The sequence below is a fragment of the Halomonas sp. 5021 genome (assembly GCF_036663435.1).
Taxonomy (GTDB): Bacteria; Pseudomonadota; Gammaproteobacteria; order Pseudomonadales; family Halomonadaceae; genus Vreelandella; species Vreelandella janggokensis.
In genome coordinates this window covers 556,075-577,913 of sequence record NZ_JAXOVU010000001.1, presented here as the reverse complement: position 1 = coordinate 577,913, position 21,839 = coordinate 556,075, and the positions used below count along the sequence as shown (strand labels likewise).

Sequence of the window (21,839 nt, the reverse complement as noted above, 5' to 3'; positions counted from 1 at the left end):
ACAAGTGCCCTCATCAATCATCAGTAATGTGGTGTTAGGTGCCCGCATCGTGCGTTACATAAGCGATTTGAGCGCAGACGGCCATGCCATAGGGCGCAGATCCTGCGCACTCAAGCACGCTATCTCGACCGTGGCGGCGCAAAGACGTTCATTTTCCCGCCATACGTGCTGCTCAAATGTCATCCGGCAGCGGCCAACACTGACGACATCGGCACTTACGTCAAGCGCATCATCTAGTCGCGCAGGCTTGGTGTAATGACAGGACAAGCGATATACCACTAGCTGAGTGCCTGCGTCCAGCAACGTTTGCTGGTCGATCCCCAGGGATCTCAGCCATTCACTGCGGGCACGTTCCATAAACTTCAGGTAGTTAACGTAGTAGACAATCCCCCCCGCGTCTGTATCTTCCATGTAAACGCGGACCGGGTAACGCGGCGACTGGTTCATGGACGCTGCTCTCCCTGGGCCTCGATGGACGCCTCATGGGGAACACGCTCAAAATGCAACCAGGCCTGCCGCGTGACGACGCGCCCGCGAGGCGTGCGCATCATCAGTCCCTGCTGGATCAAATATGGCTCGATGACGTCTTCAATGGTATCGCGTTCCTCACCGATGGCGGCTGACAGTGAATCGACACCTACTGGCCCGCCGTCGAATTTATCGATCATTGCCAATAACAGCCTGCGATCCATATGGTCCAACCCATGGTGGTCCACATTAAGCATGTTTAGCGCCGCGTCTGCCAGACTTGCATCCACGGTGCCATCGCCCTTCATTTCGGCATAGTCGCGGACTCGGCGAAGCAAGCGGTTGGCAATTCGCGGGGTGCCCCTTGAGCGACGGGCAATTTCAACGGCACCGTCATGATGAGTTTCAACGCCAAGCAGCTTGGCTGAACGGGTCACGATCTCTGTCAACTCGGTCAGGTTATAAAACTCCAGCCGTTGAACGATGCCAAAACGATCACGCAACGGCGAGGTGAGGAGCCCTGCTCGAGTGGTGGCGCCCACCAACGTAAAGCGCGGTAAATCCAGCTTGATCGAGCGTGCAGCAGGCCCCTCACCAATCATGATATCGAGCTGAAAATCTTCCATCGCCGGATACAGCACTTCCTCGACAACGGGCGATAAGCGATGGATTTCATCGATAAACAGGACGTCCCCAGGCTCCAGGTTGGTGAGCATGGCCGCCAGGTCACCGGCCCTTTCAAGCACCGGGCCCGACGTCGACTTGAGCCCCACGCCCATTTCCGTGGCAATAATGTTGGCCAAGGTGGTCTTGCCCAAGCCTGGTGGGCCGAACACCAATGTATGGTCAAGGCTATCTTCACGCAGCCGGGCGGCCCCAATAAAAATTTCCAACTGCTCGCGAACGCGGGGTTGGCCAATATAGTCCTGGAGCCGTTTAGGGCGAATCGCATGGTCAATGCGGCCTTCACCCTGCTCTGGCTCAGCGGCAATCAGTCGATCGTGCTCTAGCATAAGCGTTCATTTACGTCCTTGGTTGTACGCGTTCAGCCCTTCATGCGCTGGGTAAGTGCCGCCTTGATGAGGGCCTCGGTCGACTGAGAACCATCAAGGTCGGCCAGCATTTTCGTGGCCTCGGTCGGTTTGTAGCCAAGACTCACGAGCGCCGACTCGGCGTCCGCCAAGCTGTTTCGGTGATGAGTAGCCTGTCCATTGGCGGCTTCGAGAGGAAGCGTGGTATCGCGGCCATTTTCCCACTCAGGAAAGCGGTCACGCATTTCTATGATCAAGCGCTCGGCGGTTTTTTTACCCACGCCTGGAAGTTTGGTGAGCGCCTTGCTGTCATCATCGCGCACACAACGCATAAAAGCGTCTTCATCCATACCCGACAAGATGGCCAAAGCCAGTTTGGGCCCCACGCCATTCACTTTGATCAGGGCGCGAAACAGGGCACGTTCATGCTCGCGACCAAATCCATATAGCAGATGGGCGTCGTCCCGTATCGTGAGATGAGTATATAAAAAAATGCCTTCACCCACCGGCGGCAGCGCTACCAGCGTTGTCATCGACGTTTCCAGCTCGTATCCCACGCCATGTACATCCACCACGATCCAAGGCGGCTGCTTCTCAATTAACTGGCCTTTAAGCCGTCCAATCATATCTATGCTCGCGCTAAGCCAAACCAGTCGCCACTATAAAGCCACTCTGTACAAGTGACCAGTGGTTGGCGGCTGATTATCAGAGTCGCCAGCGCCCGGAGGAACGGCGACGCCCTCCTCCTTGCGTGGTTAGCGCCTTGGGTCCTTGGCTGGCGTAGGCATGGGTCAGTGCAATCGCGAGTGCATCAGCCGCATCCGCCTGCGGTGAAGCCGCCAGATGCAAGATAGCCGTTACCATATGTTGCACCTGCAACTTATCGGCGCCGCCCTGACCGGTTACCGCCTGCTTGATCTGCCGCGCGGCATACTCATCAACTGCCAGACCATGGTTGGCCATACAGACCAGCGCCACCCCTCTTGCCTGCCCCAGTTTGAGCGCTGAGTCGGGATTTTTTGCCATGAAAATGCGCTCAATGGCCACAGCATCTGGGCGGTGCAATCCGACCACCTCCCCTAGCCCTGCGTAGATTTGAGCCAAACGCTGCTCGAGCGGACCTTCAGCGGTGCGAATGCAGCCGCTAGCAACATACCGGGGAACAAGCCCTACCAGCTCAATGACACCATAGCCGGTAATGCGCGAACCAGGGTCAATGCCCAGGATACGCAACGGGTTGGATAAGGCAGGTGTCTGCATATAACAGCACTCAAGTCGTCCAAACAAAAACACCGACGCCTGGGCGCCGGTGCAAGGTGGTATATGAAGAGCGCTTATTCGGCCGTGGTATCCGTTTTGGCTTTCTGACGCAAACGGATATTAAGGTCTTTGAGCTGCTCTGAGCTGACTTCGCCCGGGGCGTCGGTCATCAAACAAGCGGCACTTTGGGTTTTCGGGAACGCGATCACTTCGCGGATGGTCTTGGCACCCGCCATCAGCATCACCAGGCGGTCCAGACCAAAGGCCAAACCACCGTGAGGCGGCGCACCGTACTGGAGGGCGTCCAGCAGGAAGCCGAACTTTTCCTGGGCTTCTGCCTGGCCAATTCCCAGGATGTCAAACACCGTACGCTGCATGGTTTGATCATGAATACGGATCGAGCCGCCGCCAAGCTCGGTACCATTCAGCACCATGTCGTAGGCGCGCGACAAGGCGTTCGCCGGGTCATCCTTGAGTGCTTCAGGCGAGCATGACGGGGCAGTAAAGGGATGATGCAGCGGGCTGAGGCGGCCGTTATCGTCCTCTTCGAACATCGGGAAGTCGACGACCCAGAGAGGAGCCCAGTCTTGGGTATACAGGTCGAGGTCTGCCCCCAGCTTAACGCGCAATGCGCCGATCGCTTCGTTGACGATACGCGTTTTGTCAGCACCGAAGAAAATAATGTCGCCATCTTTGGCGTCGACACGGTCGAGCAGATCCTCTACCACATTCTCCATGAACTTGACGATCGGCGACTGCAGCCCGTCAAGGCCTTTCGCGCGCTCGTTGACCTTGATCCAAGCAAGCCCCTTGGCGCCGTAGATACCGACAAATTTGGTGTATTCGTCGATTTCCTTGCGTGAAAGTGATGCACCGCCAGGAACCTTCAACGCTGCAACGCGGCCATCTGCCGCATTTGCCGGGCCGGAGAACACCTTGAAGTCAACCTGTTGCATCAAGTCATCGACATTGGTCAATTCAAGGGGAATACGCAAGTCGGGTTTGTCTGAGCCAAAGCGGTCCATGGCTTCCTGCCACGTCATGCGCGGAAACGCGGCCAGTTCGACATCGAGCACTTCCTGGAAGAGTTGACGAATCATGGACTCGGTAATGTCCATGATGTCGTTTTCTTCAACGAACGAGGCCTCGATGTCGATTTGGGTGAACTCGGGCTGGCGATCGGCACGCAGATCTTCGTCGCGGAAACACTTGGCAATCTGGTAGTAGCGGTCAAACCCCGCCACCATCAACAGCTGCTTGAAGAGCTGCGGCGACTGCGGCAGTGCAAAGAAGTTGCCCGCATGGGTACGGCTCGGCACCAGGTAATCGCGCGCCCCTTCGGGCGTCGCACGGGTCAAAACCGGGGTTTCGATATCCAGAAATCCCTGATTTTCGAGGAACGCGCGTACGGTGTGTGAAATACGCGAGCGCAGCCGTAGCTTGTCGATCATATCGGGGCGGCGCAAATCGATATAGCGGTGCTTGAGGCGGACCTCTTCACCGACTTTGCCATGCTCGTCGAGCTGGAAAGGCGGCGTCACCGCGGTATTAAGCACTTCGACGTCTTTTGCCAGTACTTCAATCATCCCGGTGGGCATATTGGGATTCTGCGTACCTTCGGGGCGCAGACGAACCCGCCCGGTAATGCGCAGAACGAACTCATTGCGAGCACGGTCGGCATTGGCAAACGCGTCGGCGGTATCTGGGTCCACGACGAACTGAGCGACGCCATCGCGATCGCGCATATCGAGAAAGATAACCCCACCATGGTCACGGCGGCGATGCACCCACCCGCATACGGTGACCGTCTGGTCTACCAATGTTTCGTTTAGCTGGCCGCAATAATGACTGCGCATGTTTCATCCTGTTGTGTTTCGTGGCAAAAGGTAATTGTAGGACCTTGGTCGGTCTGACGACGTCGGCTAGGCCGCCGTGTCTTTTTTCTTGGCCGCCGGACTGGCGCTATTCTGACCACCTGTCTCGGGCGTTGCGCTTTTGGCATCAGCAGCTAAATTCTTTTTACTGCCGGTTTTAAAATCAGTTTCATACCAGCCGCCGCCCGCCAAGCGGAAACCGGCAGCGGATACCAGCCGCGACAAGCTGGCGCTTTCGCACGCAGGGCAATCCGTTAACGGATCGGCGCTGATTTTTTGCAATTTATCCATGCGATGGCCGCAGGCCTTGCACTCATATTCATAGATGGGCATGTTGATGACTCCAGATAAAGCTCAACTCCGACAAAACAGCAACATGAATGCTGCCAAGCTGCAATATGCGGCCCGTCGGGATAAATTCCAAGGCGATGATTATTCACGCCAGCTTATTATACCCTTTTGTGCCCCCTGCCGAGCAAGGCTAGACGCCACCGGCAGACAGTGGAGGTCAGAAAATGCCAAATGCAGTCATATTGGATGCCGAGAGTCTTGGTCCGCAAATCGATCTAACCGCTATCCGTCAGTCGGTATCGCACCTTGAGGTGTTCGGTCAAAGCACGTCTCAACAGGCTCGTGAGCGCCTGGACAATGCCGATATCGCCATTGTCAATAAAGTTGTCCTGGATGCGGAGACACTCAATCAGTTGCCCTCGCTGAAATTGATCTGTGTGCTGGCTACCGGGCTTAACAATATCGATCTGGAAACTGCCAATGCCAGAGGGATAGCCGTTAAGAACGTTGCCGCTTATGGCACCGCCAGTGTGTCGCAGCACACCTTGATGCTGATGCTGACGTTGGCAAACAGACTGCCGCTTTATCAACGGGATGTTGCCGCGGGCGCCTGGCAAGACAGCGACTTTTTCTGCCTGCAGCATTATCCGACGATGCAGTTATCGGACAAGCACCTGGTGATGGTAGGCCAGGGCGAACTTGGTTCGGAAGTAGCACGTCTGGCTGAAGCACTGGGGATGCGCGTCACCTTTGCAGCCCGCCCGGGGAATGAAGCGAACGACCCCCGTCCGTCACTCGACGACCTGCTGCCAGAAGCCGACGTTATCAGCCTTCACTGCCCGCTAAATGACGCCACCCATCACCTGATCAATGCAGGACGCCTGGCCAGGGCCAAACCTTCGTTATTGCTGATTAACTGTGCCCGTGGAGGCGTTATCGACGAACATGCCGCGCTCTCGGCACTCAGGGATGGGCACATAGGCGGGCTTGCCGTCGACGTGCTACCCAATGAGCCGCCACGCGAAGGACACCCACTGCTAGCCGCGCTGGATGAACCACTCAACCTGGTTGTCACGCCCCATAATGCCTGGATTACGCCAGAGGCCAGGCAAAACATTGTCAGCCTGACCTCTGAGAACATCCAGCAGTGGCAGGCAAACCGCTAATAAGTCGCAAAATGATCCGGGGCGTGGCACTGATCCAGCACGTTAAATTCGACATGGGTCACCTGCGCCCCGTCAGGGCCTTTCCATAACCACTCGCTGACGGTTTTTACATCCTCTGGACCGCCGCAAAGCAATACTTCAACACGACCGTCAGGCAAGTTTTTCGCATAGCCGGTTAAACGATACTGCAGCGCCTGATGTTGGGTAGAGCGCCGAAACAAAACGCCTTGCACTTTTCCCGTCACCCAAGCACGTACACAACAATCTGCCATTGTCGTCTCCTGTTTTAGCCGTCGTCATTTTCCTGATATTTGATAACAACAGCGCTATTGCGTGGCACCAACGGTCGACCTCTGCGCAAAAGAAGTGAGCGGGTAAAGGCGGCGCCAAAGAGCAAAATGAGGGATGAATAATAAACCCACAGCAGCACCATCACCACAGAACCAGCCGCACCGTAAGTGGAAGCCGTTGCCGTATAAGCAAGATAGACAGCGATGACACTCCGGCCAATGGTAAATAATACGGCGGTTACCACAGCACCTATCAAAACATCCTGCCAACTTAATACCACATCGGGCAAGACCTTGAAAATAGTGGCGAAAAGCAAAGCAACAACCAATAGCGAAACCAGCGATTCGGCCACTTGGCTCAGCAGGCCTACATAAGGTAGCAGGTTATCTGCCGCACCGAGCGCACCCCGGATGGCCACACCCAACACTAACGAGACCAGCAATATAAACCCGATCGACAGCACAACCGTTAACGAGAGTATACGATTTTTAATGAACACCAGCGCCCCGTTGGCAGTCGGCTTGGCGGTGACGCCCCAGATCGTATTGAGCGAGAACTGCATCTGAGCAAACACCGTTGTGGCACCCACGACAAGTGCGCCCACGCCGAGTATCGTCGGCATTATCCCCGCTTCCTGAATGCGCGATTGAGCGACGGCTTGTTCCACTACCGCTGCGGCATCACTGCCGATCGTGCCTTGCAGTTGTGCCACGATCTGACCCTGCGCCGCCTCCTCACCCAGCACAAGGCCAATGACGGTGACCGCAATAATAATGGTGGGGGCCAGTGAAAAGAGGGTGTAAAACGCCAAGGAGCCTGCATAGCTGAAGGCGTTGCGCTTCAACCATAATGACGCCGAGTCCCTGAGCACGTTGCCCCAAAAATATGCGCTGCGTTTGAGCATGAAAACTCCCTAATCAATTGATACAGGGCCAACTCTCCATGGCCTATTATAATTAGCATACCCAATCATACCGTTGGCTGCAGAGCTAGATTGCGCCGCCTCGCCAAGCCCACCATAATGCGGGGCCATGATTGACAGACAAAGGACAGCCTCGCATGCCAACTGATGCCTCACACCCGAGCCAGGCGTATGACTTTGACTGCCTCGTCTTTATTGGCCGTTTTCAGCCCCCTCACCTGGGACATCTGGCGGTTATTCGTGAAGCACTGAAACAAGCTCGTCAGGTCATCGTGTTGGTCGGCTCCTCCTGGCAGGCGCGCTCGCTGCGGAATCCATGGCGTTTTGAAGAACGGCAGATGATGTTGCGCTCAGGTTTTGACGAGGAGGATAACCAGCGACTGGAAATCACACCGCTACTGGATGCGCTTTACAACAACGACGTCTGGGTTCGCGATGTTCAGCGTAAAGTAAGGGACTTGACCGCGCCGGCAAATGCCAGACTGCCACGGATCGGTCTTATAGGGGCTAGCCGGGGACAATCCAGCTACTACCTATCACTATTCCCGCAATGGGAGTCGGTGAGTGTCCCGTTGGTCGAAGGTATTTCAGCAAGCCAGATCCGTGAACGTCTGTTTCGCTCGCCTGGGTCCACCGACGACTACCTCAGTACAGGTGCCTACCACGACCTACCCCCTGGCGTGGTTGATCGTGTGGCGCTTTTTTGCCGGGGAAGCGACTACGAACAACTGCTGGAGGAGCAGCAACTGCTGGACCAGTATCGTAAAGCCTGGCAACAAGCGCCCTACCCTCCCATTTTTGTTACCGTCAATGCCGTGGTGGTCCAGTCAGGCCATGTGCTACTGGTACGCCGTACTGCAGCACCGGGTAAGGGGCTGTTCGCATTACCAGGTGGCTTTATCAATCCCCATGAACGATTGCTTGACGCCTGCCTGCGGGAATTGCGTGAGCGTATCCGTCTGAAAGTACCTGAGCCGGTTTTGAAGGGCTCATTGAGAGGCCAGCGCCTGTTTGATGAACCTCACCGCAGTTGGCGTGGCCGAACGCTGGCTGAAGCCTTCTACTTTGCCTTGCGCCCCGACCAGCAGTTGCCGCAATTGAAACCCGTCAAGGGCGGTGACCATGCCCGCTGGGTCGCCCTTGCCGACCTTCAGCCCGATAGCCTGTTTGAAGACCATTTTTTTATCATTCAAAATTTTCTTGGCCTGCCTGCCGACTTTACGAGCGAGTCAGCGCACTAATTCATTACCCCTGCAGAAAGTCCCGGGGCAGCTTCATCATTTGCCGCCACAAGCGCTCTACACCAGGCTTGTGGACCAGTGAACAGCGGTACAGCCGGATTTCCAGCGGGATATCCCAGTTGGCATCGGCAGCACGCACCAAACGACCGCTCTTTAGTTCTTCGCGAATACAAAAATCGGGGATCCATGCCATGCCTACCCCTTGAAGCACCATCCCCTTCAGCCCCTCCGCCATGGCGGTTTCATAGACGGTGCGCAGTTTCATACGCAAGGGGTCGTTTTTCAGCAGCATGCGTACACTGCGCCCCAAAAAGGCACCCTGCGTATAAGCAAGGTAGGGCACAGAGTCACCTTCTTGAAGTGAAAACAATGGTTTGCCCTGGGCATCGGGTAATGACACGGGGAGCATATTGACGTTGCCAATCGAAAAAGACGGGAACACTTCAGCATCCAGCTGCATGGTGGCGAATGGATCATAGTAGGCCAGCATGAGGTCACAGTTGCCTTCACGAAGCACGTGAATGGCCTCTCCGACATTCATCGCGACCAATCGGGTAGGCAGCTCACCGAGGCCTTTTTGCAGTCGCGATATCCAGGGCGGATAAAAGCTCAGCGCTAACGAATGCGCGGCGACGATATCCAGCGCCTCATTGGCAATCGAGAGCCCCCGTAAATGGCCTAACGATTCGTTAAGCTGCTCAACAAGGTTTCGCGCGGTAACCAGAAACAGCTGTCCTTCTGAGGTCAAGCCCACCGGCGTCGTTGAACGGTCAACCAACGTCACCCCCACCGCCTGCTCTAAAGCCCGGATACGCCGACTGAACGCTGGCTGAGTCACGTGCCGCTGCCTGGCAGATGCTGAAAAACTCCGGGTATTGGCCAATGCGACGAAATCTTCCAACCATTTTGTTTCAAGGTTCACCAACGACTCCTTGTCACCCTAGTTATTTGAATTGATCTGGCACGGAGCCTTCAGTTTACTGAATGGGCGCCGTTAAATAGGCCGCCCGTGATACCACTTTTTTCCACCAGGGACGCTGGGCAATCTCATCCAGGCTGATACGACGACATCTTGCGAAATCGTTCTCGAGCATCAAGCTAACCTGGGCAGCAACGGACGGGCTGGGCATAAAAGCGGTGATTTCAAAGTTTAACCGGAAAGAACGGTTGTCCATATTCACTGTACCGACCGTTGCTGCCTTGTTGTCGACAAGCATCACTTTCTGGTGGAGAAAACCAGGAAGATAACGGTATATTTTTACACCAGCGCGCAACATATCGGGCAGGAATGAAAAGGCCGACAGGAAAACCAGCAAGTGATCAGGCCGTTCGGGTATCATGACCCGGACATCCACGCCACGCATGGCGGCTAGCCGAAGCGCATCCTGAACACCCTGGTCCGGCACAAAATAGGGGCTGGTAACCCATAGCCGCTCTTCGGCACTCTGTATTACCTGCTGTATGAGCAGGCTTGCTGTGTCCTGGCGATCTGCAGGTCCCGAGGGGACCACGACCACGTGATGGTTACTGGCGAAGGTTTGCACGGGCTGCCAATCCAGGGTTATCACTTCGCCTGTCGCCCAATGCCAATCTTCCCAGAAGGCTTCCTGAAGCCCCAGAACACTCGGGCCTTCAAGCTTGAGATGCGTATCGCGCCAGGGGCCACGATTAGGATCCTCGCCCAGATACTCCACGCCGACGTTAAACCCGCCAAGCCAACCTTCATGCCCATCGACCACCATCACTTTACGATGATTGCGAAAGTTCAGTTGGAAAGGATGCTTAAGCCCCCTGGAGGATCGAAACGCACTGACTTCGATACCTGACTGGGCCAAATCATTTAAATAGCGATCGCTGAGCTTTCGGCTGCCCATCTCGTCGTATAGGAAATAGATATTGATACCACGCCGCACAGCTTGCTGAAGGTACGCCATCAATCGGCGGCCAAGCCGATCATCCCGAACGATGAAAAATTGCAGAAGAATATAGCGCTGGGCACGCTCAATGCCCGCAAACAGGCTTTCGAAGGTCTCCTCGCCGTCAATCAGCAAGGTTGCCTGGTTACCCTGGGTCATTGGCATCATGGCCAACTGTTCAACGGCTCGAATATCGGCGCTTTTAGCCGTCACACCATAGGGGTCAATGTTGGCGCGATAACGTACCAGCATGCGGCGTAAAATATTGTCACGCACCCCGCGGGCCGTCACGTAGCCATAAAACCGTGGCCGTCCAAATAGCCAATAGGCAGGTACGGCAACATAAGGAAACGTGAGTAGTGAGATAATCCAGGCGACCGCGCCCTGGGAGGTCCGGCTGGACATCAGCGCCATCACCGCTGAAACAATCCCCAGCACATAGATCAACAAGATGCCGGTCCCTAGCAACCACGAGGTCATAGTGGTGTCCTCATTATGGGTGTCAATTCCATTGCGATGCGCTGGCCGAGAATGGACATAGGCCCCGCCACTGGCAGGGCCTATATCGCCTGAAACACGCGACTCCTTTCCAACATTCAAGCCGTCTGGGCGATAATTTCCTTCCACTTGGCAGGCCCGGTCTGGTGCACCGAGGTTCCTGCACTATCCACGGCGACGGTAACCGGCATATCTTCCACTTCAAACTCATAAATGGCTTCCATGCCGAGATCCTCGAAGCCAACCACGCGGGATTTCTTTATTGCCTGGGCAACAAGATAAGCAGAACCGCCTACCGCCATCAGATAAACCGCCTGGTTATCGCGGATGGCGTCAATCGCCGCCTGCCCTCGCTCGGCCTTGCCCACCATGCCCAGCAAGCCTGTTTCTTCGAGCATGGTGCGGGTGAACTTGTCCATGCGTGTGGCGGTGGTAGGACCTGCAGGGCCGACCACTTCGTCACCTATCGGATCCACCGGGCCCACATAGTAGATAAACCGCCCTTTCATATCGACCGGTAACGGCTCGCCCTTGGCAATCATATCTACCATGCGTTTGTGGGCCGCATCACGCCCGGTCAGCAGCTTGCCATTCAACAAGAGCGTATCGCCGGGCTGCCAGGTTTTGACATCGTCGGGAGTCACCGTATCCAGGTTGACACGTTTGACGTTGTCGCCGGCTTCACGGGTAATTTCCGGCCAATCTTCCAACTTGGGGGCAGGTAGCGCCACGGGGCCAGAGCCGTCCAGTGTGAAGTGGGCATGGCGAGTGGCCGCGCAGTTGGGAATGATGGCGACCGGCTTATTTGCCGCATGCGTCGGATAATCCTTGACCTTGATATCCAGCACAGTCGTCAAGCCACCCAAGCCTTGTGCGCCAATGCCACTTTTATTGACCTTGTCGAACAGCTCGAGACGCAGCTCCTCGGCGCGATTGCTGGCCCCTCTTGCCTGCAAGTCCTGGATATCGATAGGATCCAGCAGTGCCTCTTTCGCAATTTCCATGGCTTTTTCGGCCGTGCCGCCAATCCCGATACCCAGCATACCAGGCGGGCACCAGCCAGCGCCCATTTTAGGCAATTGCTCCATTACCCAATCCACCACGCTGTCAGAGGGGTTGAGCATGGCAAACTTGGATTTTGCTTCGCTACCACCGCCCTTGGCTGCCACATGGATATCGACTTTATCGCCCGGCACAAGCTTATGGTGGATAACCGCCGGGGTGTTGTCCTTGGTATTCTGACGCTTTCCATCAGGGTCCGCCAGGACAGACGCTCGCAAAATATTGTCGGGTAGCTGATAGGCGCGACGCACCCCTTCATTGACCATGTCATCCAGGCTCATGCCAGCGTCCCAGGTGACATTCATACCCACGTGAACAAACACCGTGACGATACCGGTATCCTGACAAATTGGGCGATGACCGGTGGCACACATACGCGAATTGATCAAAATCTGGGCAATCGCATCCTTGGCGGCAGGGTTTTCTTCACGCTCATAGGCAGCCGCCATAGCATCGATAAAGTCTTTGGGATGGTAGTAAGAGATGTACTGCAGTGCATCGGCAACGCTTTGAATCACGTCGTCCTGGCGAATCACGGTCATGGACAAACTGCTCCTCGGTTATCGTCTTGTCGGCGGCCTAAGCGGTGATGGGAATAGCGGCCTGTTTAACGTGTAAACATTATACCGTATTGGCATTATTCCGGCAGCAACACTGTATGTCTGTAATTCTAGGGGGTGTGTTGGTTTAATGGTTTTCAAACAAAAAGATAACGGTATAAATCATGGCGTATCTATTTGACAGCCGGGGCACCAGTAAAGCCGCCGGGAGCCGACCATCATACGCTCGATAACGCGACCGCAACGATGGCAGGAAAGTCCCGCTCGCTCAAAAACACTGAAGCGCCATTGGCGACGCGGTTCACCGGCGGCGATGGCGTTTTCAACCCAGGCCTTTGTATTGGTTACCCCCGCCTGCTGGTAGGCCTGTCGAGTTATGTCGATAATAAAAATAGCCAACTGCTGGCGCTGCCGCTCGGTTAAATCAACCGGGCGCTGTTTGGGGTGGCACTGGGCAAAAAAAAGAATTTCCGAGCGCAGATAATTGCCTAACCCCGCGACAAAGCCCTGGTCCAGAAGTAATGCACCCAGGCCACGTCGGTGAAACTGCTTAAGGCTCATGCGCTGCTGTACTTGCAGCGGGGTCACCTTCTGGCTCAGGAGGTCAGGCCCGAGCCGGGATAAAAACGGGTGTTCTGTGAGATTGTCTTCGTGCCAGAGTGAAATATCGGAAGCACTATACAGACTGGCGCAGCGCCCATCTGTGGTTATTCGAACACGCAGCGAGCGCCGGGTGCTGGGGGGCTTATCTTCTTTGTGAAGCTTCCAAACCCCATACAGTTGATTGTGGGAGTAAAGCACGCGCTGGTCGGCAAACCAGATCAGCATTGCCTTGCCCCGAGTATCTACCCGCGAAACCCGCACCCCAAGCAGTGACGCTGCCTGCTCGGCAAGTTCCGGGAAGGCGAACCAGGCATCGTCAATCACCTGGCCGCCTATCTGCTGCTCAATGCGATCTGCCGCACGACGGATTTCCGGACCTTCAGGCATGCCCTACCCTAGCGCCAGCTGTTTTTCTTTCATCTTGTGCAACTGGTCGCGCAAGCGTGCCGCTTCCTCAAACTCAAGGTTTTGCGCCGCTTCAAACATGGCATCTTCGATTTTGCTGATCGCGGCAAGGAAATCGTGCTTGTCCATGCTCGCGGTATCGTACTCGGCAGTACTCTCGGCCACTTTGCGATCACTACCCCGCTTGCGGTTGCTTTTCTTGCCCGGTGCCTGTGCGGCTTCCATGATATCGGTTACCGAGCGGGTAATCGTGGTTGGGGTAATACCATGGGCTTCGTTATGCGCCTTCTGTTTGTCACGCCGACGCTCGGTTTCATCCATCGCCCTGCGCATGGAATCGGTAACCCGGTCGCCGTAAAGGATAGCTTTCCCCTGGGCGTTACGTGCGGCGCGGCCAATGGTCTGGATCAATGAGCGCTCGTTACGCAGAAAACCTTCTTTATCGGCATCAAGAATGGCAACCAATGAGACTTCCGGGATATCCAGCCCTTCACGCAGCAGGTTGATCCCCACCAGCACGTCGAATTTCCCCAACCGCAGGTCGCGGATGATTTCCACCCGCTCGACGGTATCGATATCCGAATGCAGATAGCGGACGCGGATGCCATGCTCGTCCAGGTATTCGGTCAAGTCTTCGGCCATACGCTTGGTGAGGGTGGTCACCAGCACGCGTTCGCCCACCTCGGTGCGAAGCCTGATCTCGGACAGCAAATCGTCAACCTGCGTGCTTGCCGGACGCACTTCAATCTCGGGGTCCAGCAAGCCCGTCGGCCGCACGACCTGCTCGACAACCTGGCCTGCATGCTCGGCTTCATAAGGGCCCGGTGTCGCCGAGACAAAAATCGTTTGCGGTGAAATGGCTTCCCATTCTTCAAACTTCATCGGCCGGTTATCGAGTGCAGACGGCAAGCGGAATCCGTACTCCACCAGCGTTTCCTTGCGCGACCGGTCACCTTTGTACATCCCGCCTACCTGGGGCACGCTGACGTGGGATTCATCAATAAACAGCAGCGCATCGTCTGGCAGGTAATCGAAAAATGTCGGCGGTGGCTCGCCGGGGGTGCGGCCCGATAAATAGCGAGAGTAGTTTTCGATACCGTTGCAGTAACCCAGTTCGAGCATCATCTCGATATCGTACAGCGTGCGCTGCTCGAGCCGCTGCGCCTCGACCAGACGCTCGTGCTTGCGCAGCCACTCCAACCGCTCTTTAAGTTCTGCCTTGATATCGTCAATCGCGCCTAGAATCGTTTCTCGAGGCGTAACATAGTGGGATTTCGGGTAGATGGTCATGCGCGGGACTTGCCCGCGCACGTCGCCCGTCAAAGGATCAAAGAGCCGGATCGAGTCGATTTCATCGTCAAACAACTCCACCCGCACGGCTTCTTCTTCGGCATCTGCCGGGAAAATATCGATCACATCGCCTCGCACCCGGTAAGTACCGCGGCGAAAATCCATATCGTTACGCGTGTACTGAAGTTCCGCGAGACGACGGAGGAAAGCACGCTGGTCGATCAACTCGCCGCGGGTAAAATGCAAGCGCATCTTGAGGTACTGGTCAGGGTCGCCCAGGCCATAAATCGCTGACACCGATACGACAATCAACGCATCCCGGCGCTCCAGAAGTGCTTTCGTCGCCGACAGGCGCATTTGCTCGATGTGGTCGTTGATGGAGGCATCTTTTTCAATGAAAGTGTCCGACGACGGCACATAGGCTTCCGGCTGGTAGTAATCGTAGTAGGACACGAAGTATTCAACGGCGTTATCCGGGAAAAACGCTTTGAACTCACCGTATAGCTGCGCCGCCAACGTCTTATTGGGCGCCATGACAATCGTTGGCCGCTGCTGTTGCGCGACGATATTGGCCATGGTGAAGGTTTTCCCCGAGCCGGTGACACCGAGCAGCGTTTGATGGGCAAGTCCCGACTCTAGCCCCCCCACCAGGCCCTTGATAGCGTTGGGCTGGTCGCCTGCGGGCTCAAATTTCGATTGCAACCGGAAATCCTTGCTCATCGTCACTCCTGATCAGGGTAAGGCGAGCTACGTGGTGCTCGTCGTAATCTCCACGGTCGATGTGGTCATCAACCGTTGGATGGGGCAGCGGTGGCTGATATCTTCCAGCCGGGCACGCTGCTCAGGATCATCAATGCCGTGAAAGGTCATCATCACCGCCAGCTTGTACTCACCTTTCCTTTCCTGGCTGTCATCGCGCTGAACAGTGACGGTAATGCCTTTCAGAGGCCATTGCTTTCGCTTGGCATACATCTGTACGGTAATTGCCTTACAGGTTCCAAGGGCAATATCAAAATAGTCATGGGGGTCAGGCGCGCTGCCGTCACCGCCCACGACGGGCGGCACATCGGCGGCCAGATCCTCAAGGCCGTCAACCTCGACGCGCTGGCGGAAAGCGCTGTTGCGCTCACTGATCACCGTAATCGGCTTGTGCATCATGTTACCTTTATGCCCAGCTTGAGCTTTTCAACGGCCTTGATGAGCGCCTCACGCTTTACGCGACCGTCCACTTCAGCGCCATAGCGACCCACTTCAGCGCTGTCCACGCCTTCGAGCATCATCAGCGCGGTGGTAATCTGATTGACCTGTTCAGCGGATTTCACACCGTGAAAGGTTAGTGATTGCTGTGCCATCGGCTAGCCTTGTTTCAAATACATTTTACCGTCACGGGTCAATGCCAACTGGATTGGCTCTCCGAGCGAATTGATATTGTCCTATGCAAAACTGATACAAACAACGAGTCTAGCACGCGGCAGGACCCTTGCAATTGCGGTCCATTGCCCATACTTAAGACAATATTGATTCGCAACACGATCCAGCCACCCCTTCAACAGGAGTTGTCATGGCGACCGTTCCCTCAATCGATGCCCTTAACAGCGGTATTCGCCTTAACCATTTAGCGGCATTGGATATCCAAGGACCCGATGCCGAGAAATTCTTGCAAGGGCAAACCAGCGCTCAGGTCAGTCTTGCCGACGGGCGTTTTGCGCCGCTTACCTGTTTCTGCACGCCAAAGGGACGCATGCTGGCAAATGCCCAGTTGATGAAGGTTGGTGACAGTCATTATCGGCTACTTCTCAGCGCGTCGCTGCTTGAAACGCTGAGCAGCCACCTAAAAAAATTTGCCGCTTTTTATAAAGCGGAGCTAACCCCACTTCCCGGGCTATTGCTGGTCGGCGTGGGAGAAAATGCCCGCTCAGTTGCGGAAACGCTGGACCTCCCCTTGCCCAACGCGCCTGGCACTCAATCCACAAACCCACACGCCAGCGTGCTGTGCTATCCAGGCGATACACCACGCTGGCTGTTCTGTCTGGAAGACGACACTCTTATCGAGACACTTGACGATGAAGGCGGACGGGCCGCCTGGCAATTGGCTGACATCCGCAGCGGCCTGGCATGGCTGACCGAGGCACAGCAGGACCATTTCCTGCCGCAGATGCTCAATTGGGAAGCGCTGGGCGGTATCAGCTTCAAAAAAGGCTGTTACACCGGTCAGGAAGTCGTTGCCCGGGCTCATTTTCGTGGTCAGGTAAAAAAACGCCTGGTGCGTGCCGAACTTTCGAATATCGAGGCGCCAACAACCGGGGACACGATTATCAATGAAGCCAATAAGGCCGTCGGCGAAGTCGTTACCAGCGCTCTTAGCGAAACAGGCAGCATTGAGCTTCTGGCTGTCATGAATACCAAGGTGATGGAAGAGGCCATGCCCGTTTATATCGGGGAGGCCCGCTTGACACTACTCGATCTTCCCTACGCTATCGAGCGGCTCGACCCCGAGCAGCTCGCCATGGGCCTGGCGAATTGAACGCTGATTAATCGACCGCAACGGGTAAGCGAAACAGGCGGACAGCATTGGCGCTGCTGATGGCGGCGACATGTTCGCGTGCTTGTCCGCGTAATTCGGCCACGACATTGCAGACGTCACTTACTCGGCAAGGTTCATTGCGCTGTCCCTGGTAGCCACTTAGCGGCATGTCGGGGCTGTCCGTTTCCAGCACAAAACTGTCATCGGGCAATGCCTTGATAACCCGGTGCAATCGCTTTGCCCGGTAATAGGTCGCCGCGCCCCCCAGACCCAGGACATAACCAAGATCCACAAACTTCCTGGCCTGCTCGTAAGACCCGGCAAAGGCATGGATCAACCCGGTTCTGGAAAGCGTGCGTTGACGAAGCCGTTTGGCGACGGTGTCGTTGGCTTTGACACAATGCACGACCACCGGCAAGGCATGCTGCTTGGCCAAGGTTAATTGGGCATCAAAGTACGCCCATTGGGCATCAAGGGTAGTGTCAAAGCGAGCGTCAATCCCGCATTCACCGACGGCGACTAGCTCGGAGCGCTCTTTCAGCAAGCACTCGAGCTCAGCCAGATCCTGATCACGGTGTTCACCCGTAAAGTAGGGATGAAGCCCTGCGCAAACGCTGACATCCTGACATCGCTGTCCCAGCGCCAGCACGGCTTGCCAGCGAGCACGCGTCGTCCCCGGCACGATGAAGTGCTTGACCCCCACGCCTCTTGCGGCTGACATGACCGCATCACGATCAGGGTCGAACACCGCAAAATCAAGATGGCAGTGGGCATCAATCAGCATGGTCGCCTCGTATTGCCCGGCTAGTGCTCGCGCGTCGGCTGGAAGCGAATATCCGGCCAGCGCTCCTGGGTCATTTGCAGGTTGACGCGGGTCGGTGCGATGTAGGTCAAGTAGCCGCCGCCATCGATCGCCAGGTTGGTGCTTGCCTTACGCTTGAATTCCTCAAGCATCTTGGGATCTTCGCAATACACCCAGCGCGCTGTCTGAACATTGACGGCTTCATACAGACAGTCGACCTTGTATTCTTCTTTCAAACGGTGCGCCACGACGTCAAATTGCAGCGTCCCCACTGCCCCCAGAATCAGGTCATTGTTGTCGATCGGCATGAAGACCTGGGTAGCGCCTTCTTCGGAGAGCTGCTGCAAGCCTTTCTGCAAGGCTTTCATTTTAAGCGGATCTTTCAAGCGCACGCGTTTGAAAAGCTCCGGCGCAAAATGCGGAATACCGGTGAAGCGCATATTCTCACCCACGGTAAACGTATCGCCAATCTGGATAGTGCCATGGTTGTGCAGGCCGATGATGTCGCCAGGCCAGGCTTCTTCTACCTGAGAGCGGTCGGAGGCCATGAACGTCAGCGCGTCGGCAATCTTGACGTCCTTGTTGATACGCACATGGCGCATCTTCATGTTCTTGTCGTACTTGCCCGAGCATACCCGCAGAAAAGCGATACGATCGCGATGATTGGGATCCATATTGGCCTGGATTTTAAACACAAAGCCAGTAAAGCGAGAATCGTCAGCCGGCACATCCCGCACATCGGTTTCCCGGGGTTGGGGAGCCGGTGCATATTCGACAAAGCCATCCAGCATTTCGCGTACGCCAAAGTTGCCCATGGCCGTCCCGAAATAGACGGGCGTCAATTCCCCACGGCGATAAGCATCAAGGTCAAACTCATGGGATGCACCGCGCACCAGTTCAACTTCCATGCGCAGTTCTTCAGCCTGTTCTTCACCCAGCACTTCGTCTACCTCGGTATTATCCAGCCCCTCGATACGCTTGTCCTCGGGGATACGACTGCCCTGACCCTGGGTATAGAGATGAACCACATCATTATAAAGGTGATACACCCCGCGGAAGTGCCGTCCCATGCCGATGGGCCATGTCATTGGCGCACACTGTATGTTGAGCACCGTCTCGACCTCGTCCATCACCTCAATAGGATCACGGATATCGCGGTCCATTTTGTTGATGAAGGTCAGAATCGGCGTGGTGCGTAGACGACAGACGTCCATCAGCTTGATGGTCCGGTCCTCGACGCCTTTAGCGCCATCAATCACCATCAGGGCGGAGTCCACCGCCGTCAGGGTACGGTAGGTGTCCTCAGAGAAATCTTCGTGACCTGGCGTATCGAGCAGGTTAACGATGCGTCCCCCATAAGGAAACTGCATCACGGAGGTTGTCACCGAGATGCCCCGCTCCTGCTCCATTTTCATCCAGTCCGACGTGGCATGGCGATCATTGCGCTTGCTCTTCACCGATCCGGCCAGCTGAATGGCATTACCAAACAGCAGCATTTTCTCTGTAATGGTCGTTTTACCGGCATCGGGGTGCGAAATGATAGCAAAGGTTCTTCTAAGCCCGGCTTCCTGGGCTAATTGAGTATCTTTCATCGGGCCTCATCATTAACGTGGACTCAGCCAGGCACATAGATGCAGGGTGTCAGCGGCTGAGCTGTGTGGCATTGAGCGCAATTGTACCCTCGCAGACAGTATGGGGCCACAAGAGGACGGTTGTGGGACGGTTTAGTTAAGCGAGACTGCGGTCATGAACAGCAGGAGCCATGACAAAGAGCCAGGCGTGAATAACCGGACATAAAAAAACGCCGGGAAACCGGCGTTTTGCGTAAAGCTGTCGGGAACGTATTACGTTTCAGGCAAAGGTGTTGACCTGAGTCCCCACGGTGCCCTCTTTTGCTAGATCAGGCTGTGCACCGGTATCGGCAGACGCCATGATGTCAGTCACTTGCTGCGCCTGGGTATCCAGTGCTTCCTTGAATACCTGCATTTGAGCTTGCTCAGCACTTTGCGCCTGATTCATGTAAAGCGCCGTACTGACGGCGTTGCTGACGGCTACATCCATATAATCACCTCAATGTAGTACGAATATACTAGGAGACTAGCAAATGGTGTGACAACACGCAAAATCGCGCGCTAAAAACGCTCGGCCCTGAAGGGGGCCATATCAATGGCTGGCGTTTTACCTTCCATCATGTCCGCCAGCAGGTAGCCCGTCGCCGGCCCCAGGGTAAACCCTTGATGGCCATGCCCGAAGGCCAACCAGAGGCCTTTATGACGGGGCGCAGGGCCAATCACCGGCTTCATATCCGGAAGACACGGGCGTGCGCCCTTCCAGGCGGCTTCATCAAGACGCTCAGCCAGCGGAAAAATACGTCGTGCAGCGCTTTCCGCCGCGCTTAGCTGGCCTTCATGAGCCGGTGACTCAAGGCGGTCCAGCTCGGCACCCGTGGTAAGACGGATGCCTGCATTCATGGGCGCCAGCAAGTAGCCCACCTCGGCATCCATCAACCAGTACTGCAACCGAGCCGGTGCTTGAGTGGCATAATGCATGTGATAGCCCCGTTTGACGAAGGTCGGGAAGCGATAGCCCAGCCCTTTGAGCCACTCGCCTGACCAGGGTCCCAGTGCCATTACGACATCATCTGCCACCACTTCTCCATCGCTGGTCGTCACACGCCACTGGGTTTCACGCTGGGTGACCGACTGAACATCACTTTGCACAACGCGTCCGCCATTGGCGACAAATGACGCCGCGTAGGCAGCCACCAGCGCGCCTGGGTCGGCGACTGTCCAGGAATCAAGCCAATGAATGGCCCCAATGATGTCATCGCCAAGGTCGGGCTGCTTGTCTCGCAATGCCTGTCGATCCAACACTTGAAATTGCACATCGTAGAGGTCCCGCATTTCTTCGGCCTCTTTTGCGCGCTCGGCCAGCTTCTCCGGGGTTCTATATATCTCCAGCCAACCTTGACGACGAACCAAGTCCTCGACCCCCGCGGCCTCAATCATCGGCTCATGGGTTTTAAGACACAGCTGAATCAAGGAGGCATATTCCGGCACGATCTGCCGGTAGCGACGCGGCGAAGAATGATGCCAATAGCTCAATAACGGCGATGCCGCTTCCAGCATCCCGCCGGTACGATAGCGGATATCCACGCGCCGATTGGGCAATACACTCAGGATAGTTTTCAAATCGCGAGGAAAGGGATACGGTTTTACCGCTTCACGTTGGATAATACCGGCATTGCCAAAGGATGTTTCCCGGCCTGGCTGGCGCCGGTCCATCAGGGTGACCTGAATACCCCGCTGCTGCAGTTGCCATGCAATGCTGACACCTACCATACCTGCCCCTAACACCACTGCATGACGCGACATTGAAACACCCTCCGATCTGCAAATTACACGACACGCGGGCTCGTTACACCGCACGCCTATTTATCTAAAAAAATAGCACTGATAAAGAACCATTAATACAGTCCAAAAAACTGTTTTTAATAGATAAATCAGAAATTAATATCGCCTTAAGCACAAAAATCGACAGCGCCCGACATTGCGGCACAGCAATTGCTTGGCCTTATTACCGGGTGAATCATCATCAGGGCAAAGAACATTAATTCAGCACTGTCTTAACAACCT

22 protein-coding genes are annotated in these 21,839 nt (G+C 55.6%); 3 read left to right on the top strand and 19 right to left on the bottom strand.

Going from position 1 to position 21,839, the window contains the following annotated elements:
• Positions 1-54: 54 nt before the first annotated feature.
• From ybgC to R3F64_RS02840, 6 genes are all read right to left on the bottom strand, one after another.
• Entirely contained in the window at positions 55-447 is a 393-nt protein-coding gene (gene ybgC / locus R3F64_RS02865; protein ID WP_199285323.1) for a tol-pal system-associated acyl-CoA thioesterase, read from the bottom strand.
• Positions 444-1,481 (bottom strand): Holliday junction branch migration DNA helicase RuvB, encoded by a 1,038-nt coding sequence (gene ruvB / locus R3F64_RS02860; protein ID WP_066320533.1) that lies wholly within the window; start codon positions 1,479-1,481, stop codon positions 444-446. The genes ybgC and ruvB overlap by 4 nt, the downstream gene beginning before the upstream one ends.
• Before the next feature lie 32 nt (positions 1,482-1,513).
• Positions 1,514-2,125, bottom strand: coding sequence for a Holliday junction branch migration protein RuvA (gene ruvA / locus R3F64_RS02855; protein WP_085918540.1), 612 nt, complete (start codon positions 2,123-2,125; stop codon positions 1,514-1,516).
• A 79-nt stretch (positions 2,126-2,204) separates the two neighbouring features.
• Entirely contained in the window at positions 2,205-2,759 is a 555-nt protein-coding gene (gene ruvC / locus R3F64_RS02850; protein WP_332609642.1) for a crossover junction endodeoxyribonuclease RuvC, read from the bottom strand.
• A gap of 74 nt (positions 2,760-2,833) precedes the next feature.
• Positions 2,834-4,615: an aspartate--tRNA ligase gene (gene aspS / locus R3F64_RS02845; protein ID WP_332609641.1), complete on the bottom strand. Its 1,782-nt coding sequence runs from the start codon at positions 4,613-4,615 to the stop codon at positions 2,834-2,836.
• 66 nt (positions 4,616-4,681) lie between these two features.
• Positions 4,682-4,966, bottom strand: coding sequence for an FmdB family zinc ribbon protein (locus R3F64_RS02840; RefSeq protein WP_085918537.1), 285 nt, complete (start codon positions 4,964-4,966; stop codon positions 4,682-4,684).
• 182 nt (positions 4,967-5,148) lie between these two features.
• Between R3F64_RS02840 and R3F64_RS02835 the strand changes: the two genes are divergently transcribed.
• A complete protein-coding gene (locus tag R3F64_RS02835; RefSeq protein ID WP_264823116.1) occupies positions 5,149-6,090 on the top strand; it encodes a D-2-hydroxyacid dehydrogenase in 942 nt (313 codons plus the stop codon).
• On the opposite strand, the gene yccX is transcribed toward R3F64_RS02835, so the two are convergent.
• Together yccX and R3F64_RS02825 are read right to left on the bottom strand one after the other, a co-directional pair.
• Positions 6,087-6,362 (bottom strand): acylphosphatase, encoded by a 276-nt coding sequence (yccX, locus tag R3F64_RS02830; protein ID WP_085918535.1) that lies wholly within the window; start codon positions 6,360-6,362, stop codon positions 6,087-6,089. The genes R3F64_RS02835 and yccX overlap by 4 nt on opposite strands.
• Before the next feature lie 14 nt (positions 6,363-6,376).
• On the bottom strand, positions 6,377-7,285 hold the full coding sequence (locus R3F64_RS02825) for a YihY/virulence factor BrkB family protein (protein WP_199285326.1): 909 nt from the start codon (positions 7,283-7,285) through the stop codon (positions 6,377-6,379).
• Between the two features lie 155 nt (positions 7,286-7,440).
• On the opposite strand from R3F64_RS02825, the gene R3F64_RS02820 reads away from it, so the two are divergent.
• On the top strand, positions 7,441-8,544 hold the full coding sequence (locus tag R3F64_RS02820; RefSeq protein ID WP_085918533.1) for a bifunctional nicotinamide-nucleotide adenylyltransferase/Nudix hydroxylase: 1,104 nt from the start codon (positions 7,441-7,443) through the stop codon (positions 8,542-8,544).
• 4 nt (positions 8,545-8,548) lie between these two features.
• Here R3F64_RS02820 and R3F64_RS02815 read toward each other — a convergent pair whose 3' ends face one another.
• The 7 genes from R3F64_RS02815 to R3F64_RS02785 all read right to left on the bottom strand — a co-directional run bounded on the left by R3F64_RS02815 (position 8,549) and on the right by R3F64_RS02785 (position 16,230).
• Positions 8,549-9,466, bottom strand: a complete 918-nt coding sequence (locus R3F64_RS02815) for a LysR substrate-binding domain-containing protein (protein ID WP_199285327.1) — start codon at positions 9,464-9,466, stop codon at positions 8,549-8,551.
• A gap of 55 nt (positions 9,467-9,521) precedes the next feature.
• On the bottom strand, positions 9,522-10,940 hold the full coding sequence (gene cls, locus R3F64_RS02810; protein WP_332609636.1) for a cardiolipin synthase: 1,419 nt from the start codon (positions 10,938-10,940) through the stop codon (positions 9,522-9,524).
• 116 nt (positions 10,941-11,056) lie between these two features.
• Positions 11,057-12,562, bottom strand: a complete 1,506-nt coding sequence (locus R3F64_RS02805; RefSeq protein ID WP_332609634.1) for a fumarate hydratase — start codon at positions 12,560-12,562, stop codon at positions 11,057-11,059.
• A 180-nt stretch (positions 12,563-12,742) separates the two neighbouring features.
• On the bottom strand, positions 12,743-13,570 hold the full coding sequence (nei, locus tag R3F64_RS02800) for an endonuclease VIII (RefSeq protein WP_332609632.1): 828 nt from the start codon (positions 13,568-13,570) through the stop codon (positions 12,743-12,745).
• Positions 13,571-13,573: 3 nt separating this feature from the next.
• Positions 13,574-15,598 carry an excinuclease ABC subunit UvrB gene (gene uvrB, locus R3F64_RS02795; RefSeq protein WP_085918528.1) on the bottom strand — a complete coding sequence of 675 codons (2,025 nt, stop codon included), beginning with the start codon at positions 15,596-15,598 and terminating at the stop codon, positions 13,574-13,576.
• Positions 15,599-15,625: 27 nt separating this feature from the next.
• On the bottom strand, positions 15,626-16,033 hold the full coding sequence (locus R3F64_RS02790) for an OsmC family protein (RefSeq protein ID WP_085918527.1): 408 nt from the start codon (positions 16,031-16,033) through the stop codon (positions 15,626-15,628).
• A complete protein-coding gene (locus tag R3F64_RS02785) occupies positions 16,033-16,230 on the bottom strand; it encodes a hypothetical protein (RefSeq protein ID WP_199285331.1) in 198 nt (65 codons plus the stop codon). The genes R3F64_RS02790 and R3F64_RS02785 overlap by 1 nt, the downstream gene beginning before the upstream one ends.
• Positions 16,231-16,439: 209 nt before the next feature.
• On the opposite strand from R3F64_RS02785, the gene ygfZ reads away from it, so the two are divergent.
• Positions 16,440-17,402, top strand: a complete 963-nt coding sequence (ygfZ, locus tag R3F64_RS02780) for a CAF17-like 4Fe-4S cluster assembly/insertion protein YgfZ (RefSeq protein WP_199285332.1) — start codon at positions 16,440-16,442, stop codon at positions 17,400-17,402.
• 7 nt (positions 17,403-17,409) lie between these two features.
• On the opposite strand, the gene R3F64_RS02775 is transcribed toward ygfZ, so the two are convergent.
• The 4 genes from R3F64_RS02775 to R3F64_RS02760 form a co-directional block, all read right to left on the bottom strand.
• Positions 17,410-18,186, bottom strand: a complete 777-nt coding sequence (locus R3F64_RS02775; RefSeq protein ID WP_332609628.1) for a TatD family hydrolase — start codon at positions 18,184-18,186, stop codon at positions 17,410-17,412.
• Positions 18,187-18,206: 20 nt separating this feature from the next.
• Positions 18,207-19,796 carry a peptide chain release factor 3 gene (locus R3F64_RS02770; protein ID WP_332609627.1) on the bottom strand — a complete coding sequence of 530 codons (1,590 nt, stop codon included), beginning with the start codon at positions 19,794-19,796 and terminating at the stop codon, positions 18,207-18,209.
• Between the two features lie 259 nt (positions 19,797-20,055).
• Positions 20,056-20,265 (bottom strand): putative motility protein, encoded by a 210-nt coding sequence (locus R3F64_RS02765; RefSeq protein ID WP_066320510.1) that lies wholly within the window; start codon positions 20,263-20,265, stop codon positions 20,056-20,058.
• 71 nt (positions 20,266-20,336) lie between these two features.
• Positions 20,337-21,578 carry an NAD(P)/FAD-dependent oxidoreductase gene (locus R3F64_RS02760; RefSeq protein ID WP_332609623.1) on the bottom strand — a complete coding sequence of 414 codons (1,242 nt, stop codon included), beginning with the start codon at positions 21,576-21,578 and terminating at the stop codon, positions 20,337-20,339.
• Between the last annotated feature and the right edge of the window lie 261 nt (positions 21,579-21,839).